The sequence below is a fragment of the Nocardioides sp. zg-DK7169 genome (assembly GCF_013155365.1).
GTDB lineage: Bacteria > Actinomycetota > Actinomycetes > Propionibacteriales > Nocardioidaceae > Nocardioides.
In genome coordinates this window covers 177,487-192,547 of record NZ_JABJRA010000003.1, presented here as the reverse complement: position 1 = coordinate 192,547, position 15,061 = coordinate 177,487, and the positions used below count along the sequence as shown (strand labels likewise).

Genomic DNA, 15,061 nt, shown 5'->3' with positions numbered 1-15,061 from the left:
CTGCGTGGGTCGGGCTAGCGATCGTAGGTCACGCCGGCCGACGTAGGATGAGAGCATGGCCAAGGACCGGTCCCGCCCGTCCGAGGCGGTCCGCATCACCACCGCCGCCACGACCCGCGGCAGCGACCTCGCTGCTCGTCAGCGGCGCTACATCGTGGCGATGACGATCCGCACGCTGTGCGTGATCGGTGCGGCGATCTCGGGCGCGGCCGGCATCAACTGGCTGTGGCCGGTGCTGATCGCGGCGGGCGTGTTCCTGCCGTACGTCGCGGTCGTGGACTCCAACACCGCGCAGACCCGCTCGGACGCCTTCGAGCTCCCGGACAGCACCTACCGCCGCGAGCTCGGCCCCGGCACGGGCACCCCCGACCCCCACCACGACCCCCAGCAGCCCGGCGCCGGCCGGGACACGCGGGGCCAGACGAAGGACGACGCCTGATGGACCCCGACCTGTGCTCGGCGAAGGGCTGCCAGGAGCCCGCGGTGTGGCAGCTGCTGTGGAACAACCCGAAGGTGCACACCCCCGAGCGCCGCAAGACCTGGCTGGCGTGTGAGCAGCACCGCGAGTCGCTGTCGTCGTTCCTCGGCTCGCGCAGCTTCCTCAAGGACGTCGTCCCGCACGAGCCGGTCGGCTGAGACCTAGCCGCCGATCGCGGACATCGGGCGGTCGGGCTGCAGGAACGTCGGGTCGTCGATCCCGTGACCGGCGCGCTTGCCGCGCATCGCGGTCAGCCACCGCTCGGCGAGCTTCTCGTCGCTCGCCCCGGCCCGCAGCGCGCCGCGCAGGTCGGACTCCTCGCGCGCGAACAGGCAGTTGCGGACCTGGCCGTCGGCGGTGATCCGCACCCGGTCGCAGTCGCCGCAGAACGGGCGGGTCACCGAGGCGATGACGCCCACGGTCCCCGGGCCGCCGTCGACGCGGAACAGCTCCGCCGGGGCGCTCCCCCGCGGCTCGATCGCCGGCGACAGCGCGAACCGGGGCTCCAGCAGCGCGAGGATCTCCTCGGCGGTGACCATCGCGGCGCGGTCCCAGCCGTGCTGGGCGTCCAGCGGCATCTGCTCGATGAAGCGCAGGTGGTAGTCGTGCTCGAGGGCCCAGGCGAGGAGGTCGGGTGCCTGGTGGTCGTTGACGCCGCGCAGCAGCACGGCGTTGATCTTCACCGGCCCCAGACCGGCCGCGTGCGCGGCCGCGAGCCCGGCGACCACGTCGTCGAGGCGGTCGCGGCGGGTGATCTCGTGGAAGGTCTCGCGGTCCACGGTGTCGAGGCTGACGTTGACCCGGTCCAGGCCCGCCTCCGCGAGCGCCGGCGCGGTGCGGGCCAGGCCCAGCGCGTTGGTGGTCAGCGAGAGCTCGGGCGTGGGTTCCAGGGCCCGCGAGCGGCGCACGATGTCGACGACGCCACGGCGTACGAGCGGCTCGCCGCCGGTGAAGCGCACCTCGCGGACCCCGAGCAGGCGCACCGCGATGTCGATGAGCCGAACGACCTCGTCATCGGTGAGCAGCCGCTCGTTGGCGAGCCAGTCCAGGCCCTCCTCGGGCATGCAGTAGGAGCAGCGCAGGTTGCACCGGTCGGTCAGCGACACGCGTAGATCCGTGGCCACCCGGCCGTATCGGTCCTCCAGCGCTCTCATCACACCCGCAGTCTAGGCACGTGGGCCACGCTCGGTACCCTTGCGACGTGCGGTCCCTGTCGTTCCTGCTCAGCCGCCGCTGGGTTCTCTTCCTCCTCTCGATCCTCATCGTCGGCGCCGGAACGTGGTGGCTCGGCGAGTGGCAGTTCGACCAGCTCGAGAAGCGGCGGGCCGCGAACGAGGTCGTGCGGACCAACGAGATGCTGACCGCCACGCCGGTCGCCGAGGTGCTCTCCCCCGGTGCCGAGGTCGGCTCCGACGACGAGTGGCGACTGGTCGAGGCGACCGGGCGCTACCTGCCGGAGGAGACCGTGGTGGTGCGCTACGCCAGCAGCCCGTCCGGTGACGGCGGCAGCGGCGTCGACGTGGTCGTGCCGCTCGAGACGACCGACGGCACGGTGCTGCTGGTCAACCGCGGCTTCCAGACCCGCGCCGACATCAGCGGCACCATCGGCCAGCTCCCCGAGCCCCCGAGCGGCGAGGTCACCGTGACCGGCTGGGTGCGGCCCGACGGGGACGGCGGCAGCACCGAGGTCGTCGACGGCTCGACCCGGGCGATCAGCTCCGAGGCGATCGGCGAGGCGGAGGGCCTCGGCACGACGTACGGCGGCTGGATCGAGCTGCGCGACGAGGACGGCCGCACCGCGGAGCCGCTCGAGGGGGCGCGGCTGCCCACCCTCGACGACGGCCCGCACTTCTTCTACGGCCTGCAGTGGTGGTTCTTCGGCATCCTGGGCTTCGGCGGCTTCCTCTACCTCGCGTACGACGAGTGGCGCGGCGGCCCGGAGCGGCGCCAGCAGCGCCAGGGCGACAAGCCCCCGACCAAGGCGGAGATCCGCCGGGCCCGGCGCGCGGCGGCGAAGCAGGCCGAGCGCGAGGCACGGGAGTCCGGCGCGCCCCGCGACCGCGAGTCCGCGAGCTCCCGGCGCTGATCCCCCGCCCGAGCCGGGGCCCCCGGCCCTGCGCCGGCCTCCGTCCCGCGAGTGGGAGCGGCCGGGATCAGGCCCCCGGCACCGCGACGTCGTCGAGGAACTGGGTGCGGTAGAGGTCGGCGTACAGCCCGCCCTGCGCGAGCAGGTCGGCGTGGGTGCCGGACTGCACGATCCGCCCGTCCTCGAGCACCAGGATCTGGTCGGCCTGGCGCACGGTGGAGAGTCGGTGCGCGATTACCAGCGAGGTGCGGCCCTCGAGCGCGGCGTCGAGCGCGCGCTGCACCGCAGCCTCGGACTCGCTGTCCAGGTGCGCGGTCGCCTCGTCGAGCACGACCACCGCGGGTGCCTTGAGCAGCAGCCGGGCGATGGCGAGGCGCTGGCGCTCGCCGCCGGAGAGCCGGTAGCCGCGGTCGCCGACCACGGTGTCCAGCCCGTCGGGCAGCGCGCGCACCAGGCCGGCGACCTGCGCGGACTCCAGCGCGTGCCAGATCGCGTCGTCGTCGGCGTCCGGGCGGGCGTAGACGAGGTTGTTGCGGATCGTGTCGTGGAACATGTGGGCGTCCTGGGTGACGTAGCCGACCGCGTCCTCCAGGGACTGCAGGGTGACGTCGCGGACGTCGTGGCCGTCCAGGCGCACCGCACCGGTGTCGACGTCGTAGAGACGCGCGACCAGGTGGGTGACGGTCGTCTTGCCGGCGCCCGAGGGCCCGACCAGGGCCACCATCTGGCCCGGCTCGGCGGTGAAGGTGACGTCGTGCAGGACCTGCGCCGCGGCGCGCGACTCGGTGCGCGCGACCACCTCCAGGGAGGCCAGCGAGATGTCGTCGGCGTGCGGGTAGGTGAACCCGACGTGGTCGAACTCCAGTCGCGAGGCGTGCGGGGAGAGCTCCGTCGCGCCCGGCCGCTCCTGCACCAGCGAGGGCAGGTCGAGGACCTCGAAGACCCGCTCGAAGCTGACCAGTGCGGTCATCACGTCGATGCGGACGTTGGAGAGCCCCTGCAGCGGGCCGAGCAGGCGCAGCAGGAGCGTCGCCAGCGCCAGCAGGGTGCCGATGGTGAGGGTGTCGTCGAGGACCAGGTGGCCGCCCACGCCGTACACCAGGGCGACGGCGAGAGCCGGGACCAGCGCCATCGCGGCGGCGAAGACCCGGGTGAGCAGGGTGATCCGGACCCCGAGGTCGCGCACGCGGGCGGCCTTGGTGGCGTAGAGGGCGTCCTCGTCGGCGCGGCGCCCGAACAGCTTGAGCAGCATCGCCCCGCCGACGTTGAAGCGCTCGGTCATCACGTTGCCGAGGTCGGCGTTGCCGTCCATCTGCTGGCGGGTCAGCCCGGCGAGCCGGGCGCCGACGAACCTGCTGGCGAGGAAGAGCAGCGGGAACAGCGCCAGGCACAGCACCGTGACCTGCCAGCTCAGCGCCAGCATCGCGATGCCGACCACCACGACCGCGATCGAGTTCGACACCGTGCTCGACAGTGTCGTGGTGAAGGCGCGCTGGGCCCCGATCACGTCGTTGTTGAGCCGGGAGACCAGGGCGCCGGTCTGGGTGCGGGTGAAGAAGGCGAGGCTCTGGCGCTGGACGTGGCCGAAGACGCTGGTGCGCAGGTCGAAGATCAGGCCCTCACCGATCCGCGAGGACAGCCACCCGTTGAGGACGGTCAGGACGGCGCTGAGCACCGCGAACCCGGCCATCGCCAGCGCCAGCGTGGTCACCAGGCCGCCGTCGCCGGCGAGGATCCCGTCGTCCACGACCATCTTCACCAGCAGCGGGGTGACGACGACGGTGGCCGAGTCGATGACGGTCAGCACGAGGAAGACCGAGATCAGGCGGCGGTGCGGGCGCGCGAAGGACAGGATGCGACGCAGCGTGCCCGGCTCCAACCGGTTCTCGACCGCGGTGCGGTCGGTGCGCAGGTGGCGCATCGCCGGTCCCATGCCATGCATCCCGGACACGTGTCCTCCTCGTTGCTGTAGCTCCCCCGTTGCTGTCGACTGCTCCCCCGGCCCTGCGGCCGGGGACGTTCAGCGTCCGACGAGCCCGGCGACCTCGCGGAACCGGCGTCCCTGCGCCTCGCGCTCGAGGCGACGCTGGTCCTCCAGGCTCCGGTCCGCCGCGCCCTGCAGGAGCGCCTTGGTCTCGCGCACCGCGCCGACCATCGGCGTGGTGAGAGCGGCTGCGAGGTCGGCCACCGCGGCGTCGAGCTCGGCGGCCGGTACGACGCGCTGGGCCAGACCGATGGCTGCGGCCTCCTGGGCGCCGACCATCCGCGCGGTGGCGCAGATCTCGAGTGCTCGTGCATATCCAACGGCCTCGACGAGGGGCTTTGTTCCCGTCAGGTCGGGGACCAGGCCGAGCGCCGGCTCCTTCATGCACAGCTGGGCGTCCTCGGTGAGGATCCGCAGGTCGCACGAGAGCGCCAGCTGGAAGCCGGCACCGACGGCGTAGCCCTGCACGGCCGCGATCGAGACGAAGCGGGGGTCGCGCAGGAACGTGAAGCCCTGCTGGTACTCGTCGATCGTCGCGGACAGCCCGGCGTCGTCGAGGCGGAGCAGGTCCGCCACGGTCTCCACGCCCGGGGCGCTCGCGGTCGGGTCGAGCATCGAGCGGTCCAGGCCGGCGGAGAAGCTCTGCCCGGCGCCGCGCACGACGACCACCCGCACGTCGTCGCCGATGCCCGCGCCGATCTCGGCGAGGGTGCGCCACATCCGCGGGGTCTGCGCGTTGCGCACCGCCGGACGGTCCAGGGTGATGGTCAGGACGGCGCCGTCCTGGGCCAGCTGCAGGCCGCTGTCGGCGAGGGCTTCGGGGCTCACGAGGGACGTCATGGCGGCAGTCTAGGAAGCCCCCGCGCCGCGGCCCGCATCCGTGCCCCGCCCGACCAGAGCGGCCGGTCGGGCCGTGCTCGGGCCGGGGGTCAGGCCAGCGACACCAGGTCGGCGTAGTCCTCGCTCCACAGGTCCTCGTCGCCGTCGGGCAGCAGCAGCACCCGGTCCGGCTCCAGGGCCCGCACCGCGCCCTCGTCGTGGGTGACCAGCACGATCGCGCCCTCGTAGCTGCGGATCGCGTTGAGCACCTCCTCGCGCGAGGCGGGGTCGAGGTTGTTGGTGGGCTCGTCGAGCAGCAGCACGTTGGCGCTGGAGACCACCAGGCTGGCCAGGGCCAGACGGGTCTTCTCACCGCCCGAGAGCACCTTGGCGGGCTTGTGGGCGTCGTCGCCGGAGAAGAGGAACGAGCCGAGCACCGAGCGTGCCTCGGTGTCGGTGAGCTGGGGTGCGGCGCTCTGCATGTTCTCCAGCACGGTGCGCTCGGTGTCCAGGGTCTCGTGCTCCTGGGCGTAGTAGCCGGCCTTGAGGCCGTGCCCGGCGATCACCCGGCCGGAGTCCGGCTCGTCGACGCCGGCGAGCATCCGCAGCAGGGTGGTCTTGCCCGCGCCGTTGAGCCCCAGGATGACCACCCGCGAGCCGCGGTCGATGGCGAGGCTGACGTCGGTGAAGACCTCCAGCGACCCGTAGGTCCGCGACAGGCCCTCGGCGGTGATCGGCGTCTTGCCGCAGGGTGCCGGCTTGGGGAAGGCGATCCGGGCGACCTTGTCGGCGGCGCGCTCGCCCTCGACGCCGGCGAGCATCTTCTCGGCGCGCTTGAGCATCGACTGCGCGGCCTGGGCCTTGGAGGCCTTGGCGCGCATCTTGTTGGCCTGGTCGGTGAGCGTCTTGGCCTTGCTCTCGGCGTTGATCCGCTCGCGCTTGCGGCGCTTCTCGTCGGTCTCCCGCTGGGTCAGGTAGTGGCGCCAGCCCATGTTGTAGACGTCCATCGCCGCGCGGTTGGCGTCGAGGTGCATGACCTTGTTGACGGTCTCCTCGAGCAGCGCGTTGTCGTGGCTGATCACGATGAACCCGCCCTTGTAGGACTTCAGGAAGTCGCGCAGCCACACGATCGAGTCGGCGTCGAGGTGGTTGGTGGGCTCGTCGAGGATCAGGATCTCCGCGTCGGAGAACAGGATCCGTGCGAGCTCCACGCGCCGGCGCTGACCACCGGAGAGGGTCTTCAACGGCTGGTCGAGGATCCGGGTCTCGATGCCGAGGCTGGAGGCGATGGTGGCGGCCTCGGACTCCGCGGCGTACCCGCCGCCGGCGTGCATCTCGTCGTCGGCGCGGGTGTAGCGCCGCATCGCCTTCTCGCGGACGGCCGGGTCCTCGCTGGCCATCTGGACCTCGGCCTGGCGCAGTCGGCGTACGACGTCGTCGAGGCCGCGGGCCGAGAGGATCCGGTCGCGGGCGAGGACCTCGGGGTCGCCGGTACGCGGGTCCTGCGGCAGGTAGCCGAGCTCACCGGAACGGGTAACGGTGCCGGAGGCGGGCAGCGCGTCGCCGGCCAGGATCTTCGTCAGCGTGGTCTTGCCGGCGCCGTTGCGACCGACCAGACCCACCTTGTCGCCGGCGGCGACACGGAACGAGACGTTCTCCATGAGCAGGCGTGCGCCCACCCGGACTTCCAGCTGGGAGGCAGTGATCATGAGGGGCACGAGTCTAGAGGCGTCCCGGAGCATCCCCATTTCCTGACCGACCCGAGGAGAGACCCATGCGCTTCAACCCCCGAGCCCGGCTGGACCGGGGCCGGGTCCGCGACACCGGACGCGGCGCCGGCACCGGCCTGCGCCTGGGCCGCGGCGGCGTCGGGACGGGCCGTCGCGGACCCGGCGGGCTGGCGGTGGGCGGCGGCGTCGGCGGGCTGGTGATGGCGGTCGTCGTGGTGCTGGTCGTGGTGCTCTCCCCCGGCCTGCTGGACGGCGGGGGCGGCGCCGGCAGCACCGACCTGTCCACGTCCCGAGTCGGCGGCGACACCGACCGCTACGCCTCCTGTGAGACCGGCGAGGACGCCAACGCCAGCGCCGACTGCCGGCGGGTCGCGGTGGAGAACTCCCTGCACGACTTCTGGTCCGGCGAGCTCGGGGACCGCTACCGGCCGCTCGCCGCGATGACGACCTTCTCCGGGCAGGTCGCGACCGGCTGCGGCGGTGCCGGTTCGGACGTCGGGCCCTTCTACTGCCCGGCGGACGCCACGATCTACCTCGACACCACCTTCTTCGACGACGTCCTCGAGCGCCGCCTCGGCGGACCGGACGGCGGCTTCGTGGAGCCCTACGTGCTCGCCCACGAGTACGGCCACCACGTGCAGAACGTCCTGGGCACCATGGGCCGGGTCCGCACCCAGCAGGGCCCGCGCAGCGACGCCGTACGCCTGGAGCTGCAGGCCGACTGCTACGCCGGGCTGTGGGCGCGCGCCGCGACCACCACCGACGACGCGACCGGGCAGGCGCTCGTCGAGGACCTCACCGAGCAGGACGTCAGCGAGGCGATCGCGGCGGCGTCCGCGGTCGGCGACGACCGGATCCAGGCAGCGACCCAGGGCCAGGTCACCGAGGAGACCTGGACGCACGGGTCCGCGGAGTCCCGGGTGCGGTGGTTCCGCACCGGTCTGCGCGAGGGCACCCTCGAGGCGTGCGACACCTGGCAGGTCGCGACCCCGTGACCGGGCTGCCGCGCAGCGGCACGGGGGCGCTAGCCTGCGGGCGTGAACGAGGCCAGCGGGGCGGGTCGGACGCCGCCGGACACCGGGGCGCCGCTGCGCGTGCTCGTGGCGGACGACTTCGAGCCGGTGCGGACCCTCGCCGTCCGCATGCTCGAGAAGCTGGGCAACCACGTGGTCGGCGAGGCCGCCGACGGCCAGGAGGCCGTGGAGGCCCTGGAGCGCGAGCCCCACGACCTGCTGCTGCTCGACCTGTCGATGCCGCGCATGTCCGGGCACGACGTGGTGCGGTGGGTCAACGCCCGCCCGGAGATCCGCGACCGGCTCACGATCGTGGTGATCAGCGCGTCTGCCCTGGACGAGCGGCCCGCCCTCGCCGAGCTCGGCGTGACCCGGGTGCTGCCCAAGCCGTTCCGCCTCCAGCAGATCGCCGACGTCGTCGACGGGCTGCCCGGACGCTGAGGCGCGCGCCTACGCCTGGCCGAGGAGCTGCTCGATCAGCGGGAACTGGCGCTGCAGCGCCCGCAGGTGCGGCGCCACCGCCGGGTGCCGGTACTTCCCGGCGAGCGCGCCCTCTCCCCCGGTGACGCGTGCCAGCGCCCACTCCGCGCGGTTCAGCGCCGTCAGCACCGCCGTCACCCGGGCACCGTGCGCGGCCTCGTCCGCGCTGCCGCCCAGCTCCGGCGGCAGGCCCGTGACGTAGGCCTCGAGGAGCGGTTCGACGCTCTCGCGGGCGGAGAGCAGGTGGTAGCCCAGGTCGCCGCCGAGCGGGCCGGTCCCGAGCGTGCCCCAGTCGAGCGCCACGACGTCCGTGCCGCGGCGCCCGAGGAGGTTGCCGGGCACCGGGTCGCCGTGCTGGGCGACCTGGGGCAGGGCGTCGAGGGAGTCCAGCAGCCCCGCACGGCGCTCCCACAGGTACGCCGCGACGTCGGCCACCGGGGTGCGCCCCAGCGTGCGCCAGCCACCGTGCCGCTCGACGCGGGCCACCCGGTCGCGCAGCTGGTCGCGGGCCAGCCACGGGGCGTGGAGCCGGGCCCCGGCGAAGCGGCCCAGCGCGTGGGCGAGGAAGAGCCCGCTGTTGCCCGCGTCCGCGACGCTCTCCTGCACCAGGGTGATCCCGTCGGGGTCCTCCTCGACCGCGGTGGCCGGCATCCGCAGGCCCGGGGTGCGCTCGACCGTGCCGCTGCCCGCGGCGTCCGCTGCGCGGCGCCAGTACGCCGCGTGCCGCGGGTCGCGCAGGACCGCGGGGTCGTCCGGCCCCGGGGCCACGAGCCGCTTGACCACGACCGTCTGCCCGCCCAGCCGGGCGCGCCAGACGCCGAGCGTCGAGGTGCCGGTGCCCCCGGGGAGGGGCTCCCAGCCGGGCTCCGGCTGCCACATGCCGGTCATCTTGACAGAGCGGGCGACCGCGGCGTGGGAGGCGACGCGCGGCAGCGCGGTCAGGCGTCGGGGACGTCCGCGTTGCGGACCTCGACCACCAGCTTGCCGGCGTCGGCGACGGCGCCCTCGAGCACGCCACGGCGCGGGTCCGGGACCGGCAGCCACGGGCCGACCTGCTCGAGCCGGCTCAGGCGCGGGTCGGCGAGCACCTCGGCGACCGCGGTGTGGTCGCCGCCGGTGACCACGGGGCCGGCGAGGTCGCCGAGGAGGCGCGCGGCGTGGTCGGCGGCGGCCTCGAAGGCCTGGCGCGCCTGGTTGTCGCGGCGCCGGGCGAAGCGCTGCTGGCTCTGCCCGCCGGCCTTGGTGCGGCCCTGCACGTGGCGCTGGCCGACCTTGGAGGCCAGCGTGCGCCCACCGGCCAGGCGCGCGACCGCGAAGCCGCCCTTGCGCACCAGCAGCACGCCCCAGTCGTCCGGGGGCGCCGCCTGCGCGGCGAAGGCGGCCGCGTCCGGCAGGCCGGCGTACGACGCGGCGAAGGGCAGCCGGGCGGCGAAGCTGGAGCCGTCCTCGGCCACGCCCTGCAGGGACGCGTCCACGACGGTCAGCGCGGTGGCGCCGTGCCGGCCGCGGAAGTTCAGCACCCAGCGCTCCCAGCGCTGCGGGGCGACCAGCACCCGGGTCGGCGCGTCGCTCACTGCGAGTGCAGCACGCGCAGGTGCTCGACGGCCTCGACCGGGCCGACCTCGACCCGCTCGGTGACCACGAGGGCGCGCGGGTGCCCGCTGCCGTCCAGCACGATCCCCAGGGTGCCGACCTCGGGCACCGGCACGCCGGCGGCCTCGAGGTCGGCCAGGGACACCTCGAGCGTGGTCAGGGTGCCGTCGATCAGGGCGCGCAGGCCGGCGTCGGCCTGCGCGGGGTCCTCACCGAAGGACCAGGTCGGGGGCGGGACCGCCCCCACCGGGGTCGCGGGGAAGTACCCCGGCAGCGGCTGGAGCCGGGCGTGGGAGCGCGCCACCTGCCAGAAGTTCTCCACCGCGTCCACGAGGTCGCGGCTCAGACGTTGAAGCCGAGGGCGCGCAGCTGCTCGCGACCGTCGTCGGTGATCTTGTCCGGGCCCCACGGCGGCATCCAGACCCAGTTGATCGCCACGTCGTTGGCGATGCCCTCGAGCGCGCCGTGGGTCTGGTCCTCGATGACGTCGGTCAGCGGGCAGGCCGCGGAGGTCAGCGTCATGTCCAGCACGACGTTGGCGCTCTCGTCGATGTGCACGCCGTAGACGAGGCCGAGGTCGACCACGTTGATGCCGAGCTCGGGGTCGACGACGTCCTTCATCGCCTCGGTGACGTCGTCGATGGCCACGGAGCTGCTGGCCGAGGTGCTGACCGGGCCGTTGGCCGCGGGCACCTCGGGCAGGTCGCCGTGGTCCACGGCGCCGGTCTCGCCGGCGGTGGTCTCGGTCTCAGGCATGGTTCTCCTCCGTGACTCGGGCGGTGGCGTCCTTGAACGCCATCCAGGAAAGCAGCGCGCACTTCACGCGCGCCGGGAACTTGGCGACACCGGCGAACGCGATGCCGTCCTCGAGGACGTCCTCGTCGGGCTCGACCGTGCCCTTGCCCTGCATCAGGGTCAGGAAGCTCTCGTGCACGGCCATCGCGTCGGAGACCGGTCGCCCGATCACCAGGTCGGTCAGCACCGAGGCCGACGCCTGGGAGATCGAGCAGCCCACCGAGTCGTAGGAGACGTCCTCCACGACCGGGCCGGCACCGTCGGCGCCGTCGGCGAGGTGGACGCGCAGCGTGATCTCGTCGCCGCAGGTGGGGTTCACGTGGTGCACCTCGGCGCCGAACGGCTCGCGGAGCCCCTTGTGGTGGGGGTTCTTGTAGTGGTCCAGGATGATCTCCTGGTACAGCGAGTCGAGGTTCGGGTCAGCAGTCATCGACGGATCAGCCCACCTTGAAGTAGGAGCGGGTGTATTCGAGGCCCTCGATCAGCGTGTCGATCTCCGCCGGCGTGGTGTAGAGGTACGACGACATCCGCGTCGAGCTCTGCACCCCGAACCGGGCGTGCGCGGGGCGCGCGCAGTGGTGGCCCGCCCGCACGGCGATGCCGCGTGAGTCGAGGACCTGGGCGATGTCGTGGGGGTGCACGCCGTCGAGCTCGAAGGAGATCGCACCGCCGCGGCGGGTCGGGTCCAGCGGGCCCAGGACACGCATCCCCGGCACGCTCCGCAGGCCCTCGAGCGCATAGCCGGTGATGGCCTGCTCGTGGGCGTGGATCGCCTCCAGGCCGATCGAGGAGAGGTACTGCAGCGCGGCGCCGAGGCCGACGGCCTCGACGATCGGCGGCGTACCGGCCTCGAACTTGTGCGGGATGCCGGCGTAGGTCGAGCCCTCCATGCGGACGGTCTCGATCATCTCGCCGCCGCCGAGGAACGGCGGCAGCTTCTCGAGGATCTCGCGGCGGCCCCACAGCACGCCGATGCCGGTCGGGCCGACGACCTTGTGGCCGGTGAAGGCCAGCAGGTCCGCGCCGGAGGCGACGACGTCCACGGGCAGCTGGGGTGCGGCCTGGGAGGCGTCGACGACCACGATCGCGCCGACCTCGTGGGCGCGCCGGGCGATGTCGGCGACCGGGTTGATGGTGCCCAGCATGTTCGACACCCAGGTCAGCGAGACCACCTTGGTGCGCTCGGTGATCAGCTCGTCGATGTTCGACAGGTCGAGCTCGCCCTCGTCGGTGAGCCCGAACCAGCGCAGCGTCGCGCCCTTGCGCTCCGCGAGCAGCTGCCACGGCACGATGTTGGAGTGGTGCTCCATCTCGGTGATGACGATCTCGTCGCCGGCACCGATCGCGAGCTCACCGGTCGCCCACATCAGGGTGTTCGCCACCAGGTTGAGCGCCTCGGAGGCGTTCTTGGTGAAGATCACCTCGTCGCGGCTCGGGGCGTTGAGGAACGCCGCGACCGTGTCGCGCGCCGCCTCGAACGCCTCGGAGGACTCGGCCCCGAGCTGGTGCATCGCGCGGGCGACGTTCGCGTTGTGCCGCTCGAGGTGGTCGACCATCGCGTCGATGACGCACTGCGGCTTCTGCGAGGTGTTCGCGCTGTCGAGGTACACCAGGCGCTTCCCGTCCGCGAGCTCGCGCTCGAGGATCGGGAAGTCCTTGCGGATGACCTCCAGCTCGGGGAGGAGACCGGTGAGCTCAGGCATGCTCAGACCGATGCCTTGACGTACTTGTCGTAGCCCTCGGCCTCGAGCTGCTCGGCGAGCTCGGGGCCACCCTGCTCGGCGACGCGGCCGTTGACGAAGACGTGGACCTTGTCGGGCTGGATGTAGCGCAGGATGCGGGTGTAGTGGGTGATCAGCAGGACGCCCTTGCCCTCCTGCTCACGGAAGCGGTTGACGCCGTCCGAGACGACCTTGAGCGCGTCGATGTCGAGACCGGAGTCGGTCTCGTCGAGGATCGCGACCTTCGGGTCGAGCAGCTCGAGCTGGGCGATCTCGTGGCGCTTCTTCTCACCGCCGGAGAAGCCCTCGTTGACCGAGCGCTGGGAGAACGTCGTGTCGAGGTTCATCCGCTCCAGGGCGCCGTTGACGTCCTTGACCCAGGTGCGCAGCTTGGGGGCCTCGCCGTCGACCGCGGTCTTGGCGGTGCGCAGGAAGTTCGACACCGAGACGCCGGGCACCTCGACGGGGTACTGCATGGCCAGGAACAGGCCGGCGCGGGCGCGCTCGTCGACCGACATGGCCAGCACGTCCTCGCCGTCGAGGAGCACCGTGCCGCCGGTGACGGTGTACTTCGGGTGACCCGCGATCGAGTAGGCCAGCGTGGACTTGCCGGACCCGTTGGGGCCCATGATCGCGTGGGTCTCGCCGTCGCCGATGGTCAGCGTGACGCCCTTGAGGATCTCCTTGGGGCCGTCCTCGGTCGCGACCGTGACGTGCAGGTCCTTGATCTCCAGCGTGCTCATTGTTGTCTCTTCCTTGTGTTCGAAAGTCGTGGTGGCGTGGTGGCGGCTGCTCAGCCGGGCCGTACGCCGTTCAGGGTGGTGCTGGCGTCGACGTAGACCGCGCCGTCGCGGACCTCCACCGGGAAGGTCGCGACCGGGTCGATGGCCGGCGGGCCGACCGGCTTGCCGGTGCGCAGGTCGAAGCGCGAGCCGTGCAGCCAGCACTCGATCTGGCAGTCGGCGACCTCGCCCTCGCTCAGCGCGACGGCGGCGTGGCTGCACAGGTCCTGCACGGCGTACACCTCGTCGCCGTCGCGGGCCACCGCGACCGCGATGCCGTCGACGGTGACCGCGAGGCCCTCGTCGGCCGGCACCTCGGCCAGGGTGCAGACGCGTTCGAAGCCCATGGTCAGGCGCCCCGCAGGACGTTCTTGGCCAGCTCGTCCTCGACCGTGCTCATCAGCTTCTCCTCCAGGGAGGGGATGCCGATCTTGCGGATCAGGTCGTTGAAGAAGCCGTGCACGACCAGGCGGCGGGCCTCGGGCTCGGAGATGCCGCGCGAGCGCAGGTAGAACAGCTGCTCGTCGTCGAAGCGACCGACGGCGGAGGCGTGACCGGCGCCCTCGATCTCGCCGGTCTCGATCTCCAGGTTCGGCACCGAGTCGGCCTGGCAGCCGTCGGTGAGCACGAGGTTGCGGTTCTCCTCGTAGGTCTCGATGCCCTCGGCGATCTTGCGGATCAGCACGTTGCCCACCCACACGGTGTGGGCGCCCTCGCCCTGCAGCGCGCCCTTGTAGACGACGTTGCTCTTGGTGCGCGGCGCGGTGTGATCGGCGAAGAGGCGGTGCTCGAGGTGCTGGCCCTCGTCGGCGAAGTACAGGCCGTACATCTCCGCGGAGCCGCCGGGGCCGGCGTAGGTGACGTTGGCGTCCATGCGGACCAGGTCGCCGCCGAAGGAGATCGCCACGTGCTTGTACGACGCGTCGCGCCCGACGCTCGCCTCGTGGTGGGCGAGGTGGACGGCGTCGTCGGCCCAGTCCTGCACCGAGATGACCGAGACCTGGGCACCGTCGCCGACGACCACCTCGACCACCTGCGCGAGCGAGGCGTGGCCCTGGTGCTGGAGCACCACGACCGCCTTGGAGAAACGACCGAAGCGCAGCACGACGTGCCCGGCCTCGGTGGCCTCCACGTCGGTGCCGTCGAGGGTCACCACCACCGGCTCGGCGACCTCGGCCTCGGCCGGGACGTCGACCAGCAGGGTCGCGGGGGTCTCGGCGAGCACGCGGGCGCTGAAGCGGTCGTTGGGGACCCAGCCGCTGACGCCGCGCAGGGCGCGGGCCTCCTCGCCCTCGACCGACGCGACCCGGACGCCCTCGGGGGTGGTCCAGGTGACCTGGGTGGTGCCGGTGCCGTAGACGGCCTCGCCGTGCAGGTCGCGCAGTCGCTTGAGCGGGGTGAAGCGCCAGATCTCCTCACGACCGGTCGGGACCGGGTGGTCGGAGACGTCGAAGGAGCCCTCGGGGTGCAGGTGGGAGTCCACCGGCGTCAGCTCGAGGGCGGACTCCACGCTGTCGCGCGCAGTGTCGATTGCAGTCACGGATCTTCTTTCTACGAACGGGGTGGACGAAGGACGGGCC

18 protein-coding genes are annotated in these 15,061 nt (G+C 72.8%); 5 read left to right on the top strand and 13 right to left on the bottom strand.

Annotated elements, in window-relative coordinates; translation table 11 throughout:
• Nucleotides 1–55 precede the first annotated feature (55 nt).
• Together HOQ23_RS05975 and HOQ23_RS05970 are read left to right on the top strand one after the other, a co-directional pair.
• Nucleotides 56–439, top strand: a complete 384-nt coding sequence (locus tag HOQ23_RS05975; protein ID WP_172212791.1) for a DUF3099 domain-containing protein — start codon at nucleotides 56–58, stop codon at nucleotides 437–439.
• Nucleotides 439–636: an acetone carboxylase gene (locus tag HOQ23_RS05970; protein ID WP_172212789.1), complete on the top strand. Its 198-nt coding sequence runs from the start codon at nucleotides 439–441 to the stop codon at nucleotides 634–636. The genes HOQ23_RS05975 and HOQ23_RS05970 overlap by 1 nt, the downstream gene beginning before the upstream one ends.
• 3 nt (nucleotides 637–639) lie before the next feature.
• Here the strand turns inward: HOQ23_RS05970 and moaA are convergent, their stop codons facing one another.
• The gene (gene moaA, locus HOQ23_RS05965) at nucleotides 640–1,632 is read right to left on the bottom strand and encodes a GTP 3',8-cyclase MoaA (protein ID WP_172212787.1); all 993 of its coding nucleotides are present in this window, start codon (nucleotides 1,630–1,632) and stop codon (nucleotides 640–642) included.
• A 47-nt stretch (nucleotides 1,633–1,679) separates the two neighbouring features.
• On the opposite strand from moaA, the gene HOQ23_RS05960 reads away from it, so the two are divergent.
• Entirely contained in the window at nucleotides 1,680–2,564 is an 885-nt protein-coding gene (locus HOQ23_RS05960; RefSeq protein ID WP_172212785.1) for an SURF1 family protein, read from the top strand.
• Nucleotides 2,565–2,631: 67 nt separating this feature from the next.
• Here HOQ23_RS05960 and HOQ23_RS05955 read toward each other — a convergent pair whose 3' ends face one another.
• The 3 genes from HOQ23_RS05955 to abc-f form a co-directional block, all read right to left on the bottom strand.
• Entirely contained in the window at nucleotides 2,632–4,506 is a 1,875-nt protein-coding gene (locus HOQ23_RS05955) for an ABC transporter ATP-binding protein (protein ID WP_172213188.1), read from the bottom strand.
• A gap of 78 nt (nucleotides 4,507–4,584) precedes the next feature.
• Entirely contained in the window at nucleotides 4,585–5,388 is an 804-nt protein-coding gene (locus HOQ23_RS05950) for an enoyl-CoA hydratase/isomerase family protein (RefSeq protein WP_172212783.1), read from the bottom strand.
• Nucleotides 5,389–5,477: 89 nt separating this feature from the next.
• On the bottom strand, nucleotides 5,478–7,076 hold the full coding sequence (gene abc-f, locus HOQ23_RS05945) for a ribosomal protection-like ABC-F family protein (protein ID WP_172212781.1): 1,599 nt from the start codon (nucleotides 7,074–7,076) through the stop codon (nucleotides 5,478–5,480).
• Nucleotides 7,077–7,141: 65 nt separating this feature from the next.
• Between abc-f and HOQ23_RS05940 the strand changes: the two genes are divergently transcribed.
• Nucleotides 7,142–8,092 (top strand): neutral zinc metallopeptidase, encoded by a 951-nt coding sequence (locus HOQ23_RS05940; RefSeq protein WP_172212779.1) that lies wholly within the window; start codon nucleotides 7,142–7,144, stop codon nucleotides 8,090–8,092.
• Between the two features lie 42 nt (nucleotides 8,093–8,134).
• A complete protein-coding gene (locus HOQ23_RS05935; RefSeq protein ID WP_172212777.1) occupies nucleotides 8,135–8,551 on the top strand; it encodes a response regulator in 417 nt (138 codons plus the stop codon).
• A gap of 9 nt (nucleotides 8,552–8,560) precedes the next feature.
• On the opposite strand, the gene HOQ23_RS05930 is transcribed toward HOQ23_RS05935, so the two are convergent.
• Genes HOQ23_RS05930 through sufD form a run of 9 tightly spaced genes read right to left on the bottom strand, consistent with a single transcriptional unit; the run spans nucleotide 8,561 to nucleotide 15,021 of the window.
• Complete coding sequence (locus HOQ23_RS05930) at nucleotides 8,561–9,469, bottom strand: phosphotransferase (RefSeq protein WP_172212775.1); 909 nt, start codon at nucleotides 9,467–9,469, stop codon at nucleotides 8,561–8,563.
• A 59-nt stretch (nucleotides 9,470–9,528) separates the two neighbouring features.
• On the bottom strand, nucleotides 9,529–10,164 hold the full coding sequence (locus HOQ23_RS05925; protein ID WP_367650397.1) for an acVLRF1 family peptidyl-tRNA hydrolase: 636 nt from the start codon (nucleotides 10,162–10,164) through the stop codon (nucleotides 9,529–9,531).
• The gene (locus tag HOQ23_RS05920) at nucleotides 10,161–10,514 is read right to left on the bottom strand and encodes an ASCH domain-containing protein (protein ID WP_172212773.1); all 354 of its coding nucleotides are present in this window, start codon (nucleotides 10,512–10,514) and stop codon (nucleotides 10,161–10,163) included. Before HOQ23_RS05920 ends, HOQ23_RS05925 begins: the two co-directional genes overlap by 4 nt.
• A gap of 11 nt (nucleotides 10,515–10,525) precedes the next feature.
• Nucleotides 10,526–10,939: a metal-sulfur cluster assembly factor gene (locus tag HOQ23_RS05915; protein WP_172212771.1), complete on the bottom strand. Its 414-nt coding sequence runs from the start codon at nucleotides 10,937–10,939 to the stop codon at nucleotides 10,526–10,528.
• Complete coding sequence (gene sufU / locus HOQ23_RS05910) at nucleotides 10,932–11,408, bottom strand: Fe-S cluster assembly sulfur transfer protein SufU (protein WP_172212769.1); 477 nt, start codon at nucleotides 11,406–11,408, stop codon at nucleotides 10,932–10,934. Before sufU ends, HOQ23_RS05915 begins: the two co-directional genes overlap by 8 nt.
• Before the next feature lie 7 nt (nucleotides 11,409–11,415).
• Nucleotides 11,416–12,681 (bottom strand): cysteine desulfurase, encoded by a 1,266-nt coding sequence (locus tag HOQ23_RS05905; protein WP_172212767.1) that lies wholly within the window; start codon nucleotides 12,679–12,681, stop codon nucleotides 11,416–11,418.
• A 2-nt stretch (nucleotides 12,682–12,683) separates the two neighbouring features.
• Complete coding sequence (gene sufC / locus HOQ23_RS05900) at nucleotides 12,684–13,442, bottom strand: Fe-S cluster assembly ATPase SufC (protein WP_172212765.1); 759 nt, start codon at nucleotides 13,440–13,442, stop codon at nucleotides 12,684–12,686.
• A gap of 50 nt (nucleotides 13,443–13,492) precedes the next feature.
• A complete protein-coding gene (locus HOQ23_RS05895; RefSeq protein WP_172212763.1) occupies nucleotides 13,493–13,828 on the bottom strand; it encodes a non-heme iron oxygenase ferredoxin subunit in 336 nt (111 codons plus the stop codon).
• A gap of 2 nt (nucleotides 13,829–13,830) precedes the next feature.
• Nucleotides 13,831–15,021: a Fe-S cluster assembly protein SufD gene (gene sufD, locus HOQ23_RS05890; RefSeq protein ID WP_367650396.1), complete on the bottom strand. Its 1,191-nt coding sequence runs from the start codon at nucleotides 15,019–15,021 to the stop codon at nucleotides 13,831–13,833.
• Between the last annotated feature and the right edge of the window lie 40 nt (nucleotides 15,022–15,061).

Excerpts from the sequence above, each read along its gene's own strand:
- HOQ23_RS05975 (WP_172212791.1), top strand. The coding sequence starts at position 56 with ATGGCCAAGGACCGGTCCCGCCCGTCCGAGGCGGTCCGCATCACCACC.
- HOQ23_RS05970 (WP_172212789.1), top strand. The coding sequence starts at position 439 with ATGGACCCCGACCTGTGCTCGGCGAAGGGCTGCCAGGAGCCCGCGGTG.
- moaA (WP_172212787.1), bottom strand. The coding sequence starts at position 1,632 with ATGAGAGCGCTGGAGGACCGATACGGCCGGGTGGCCACGGATCTACGC.
- HOQ23_RS05955 (WP_172213188.1), bottom strand. The coding sequence starts at position 4,506 with ATGCATGGCATGGGACCGGCGATGCGCCACCTGCGCACCGACCGCACC.
- HOQ23_RS05950 (WP_172212783.1), bottom strand. The coding sequence starts at position 5,388 with ATGACGTCCCTCGTGAGCCCCGAAGCCCTCGCCGACAGCGGCCTGCAG.
- abc-f (WP_172212781.1), bottom strand. The coding sequence starts at position 7,076 with ATGATCACTGCCTCCCAGCTGGAAGTCCGGGTGGGCGCACGCCTGCTC.
- HOQ23_RS05940 (WP_172212779.1), top strand. The coding sequence starts at position 7,142 with ATGCGCTTCAACCCCCGAGCCCGGCTGGACCGGGGCCGGGTCCGCGAC.
- HOQ23_RS05930 (WP_172212775.1), bottom strand. The coding sequence starts at position 9,469 with ATGTGGCAGCCGGAGCCCGGCTGGGAGCCCCTCCCCGGGGGCACCGGC.
- HOQ23_RS05915 (WP_172212771.1), bottom strand. The coding sequence starts at position 10,939 with ATGCCTGAGACCGAGACCACCGCCGGCGAGACCGGCGCCGTGGACCAC.
- sufU (WP_172212769.1), bottom strand. The coding sequence starts at position 11,408 with ATGACTGCTGACCCGAACCTCGACTCGCTGTACCAGGAGATCATCCTG.
- HOQ23_RS05905 (WP_172212767.1), bottom strand. The coding sequence starts at position 12,681 with ATGCCTGAGCTCACCGGTCTCCTCCCCGAGCTGGAGGTCATCCGCAAG.
- sufC (WP_172212765.1), bottom strand. The coding sequence starts at position 13,442 with ATGAGCACGCTGGAGATCAAGGACCTGCACGTCACGGTCGCGACCGAG.
- HOQ23_RS05895 (WP_172212763.1), bottom strand. The coding sequence starts at position 13,828 with ATGGGCTTCGAACGCGTCTGCACCCTGGCCGAGGTGCCGGCCGACGAG.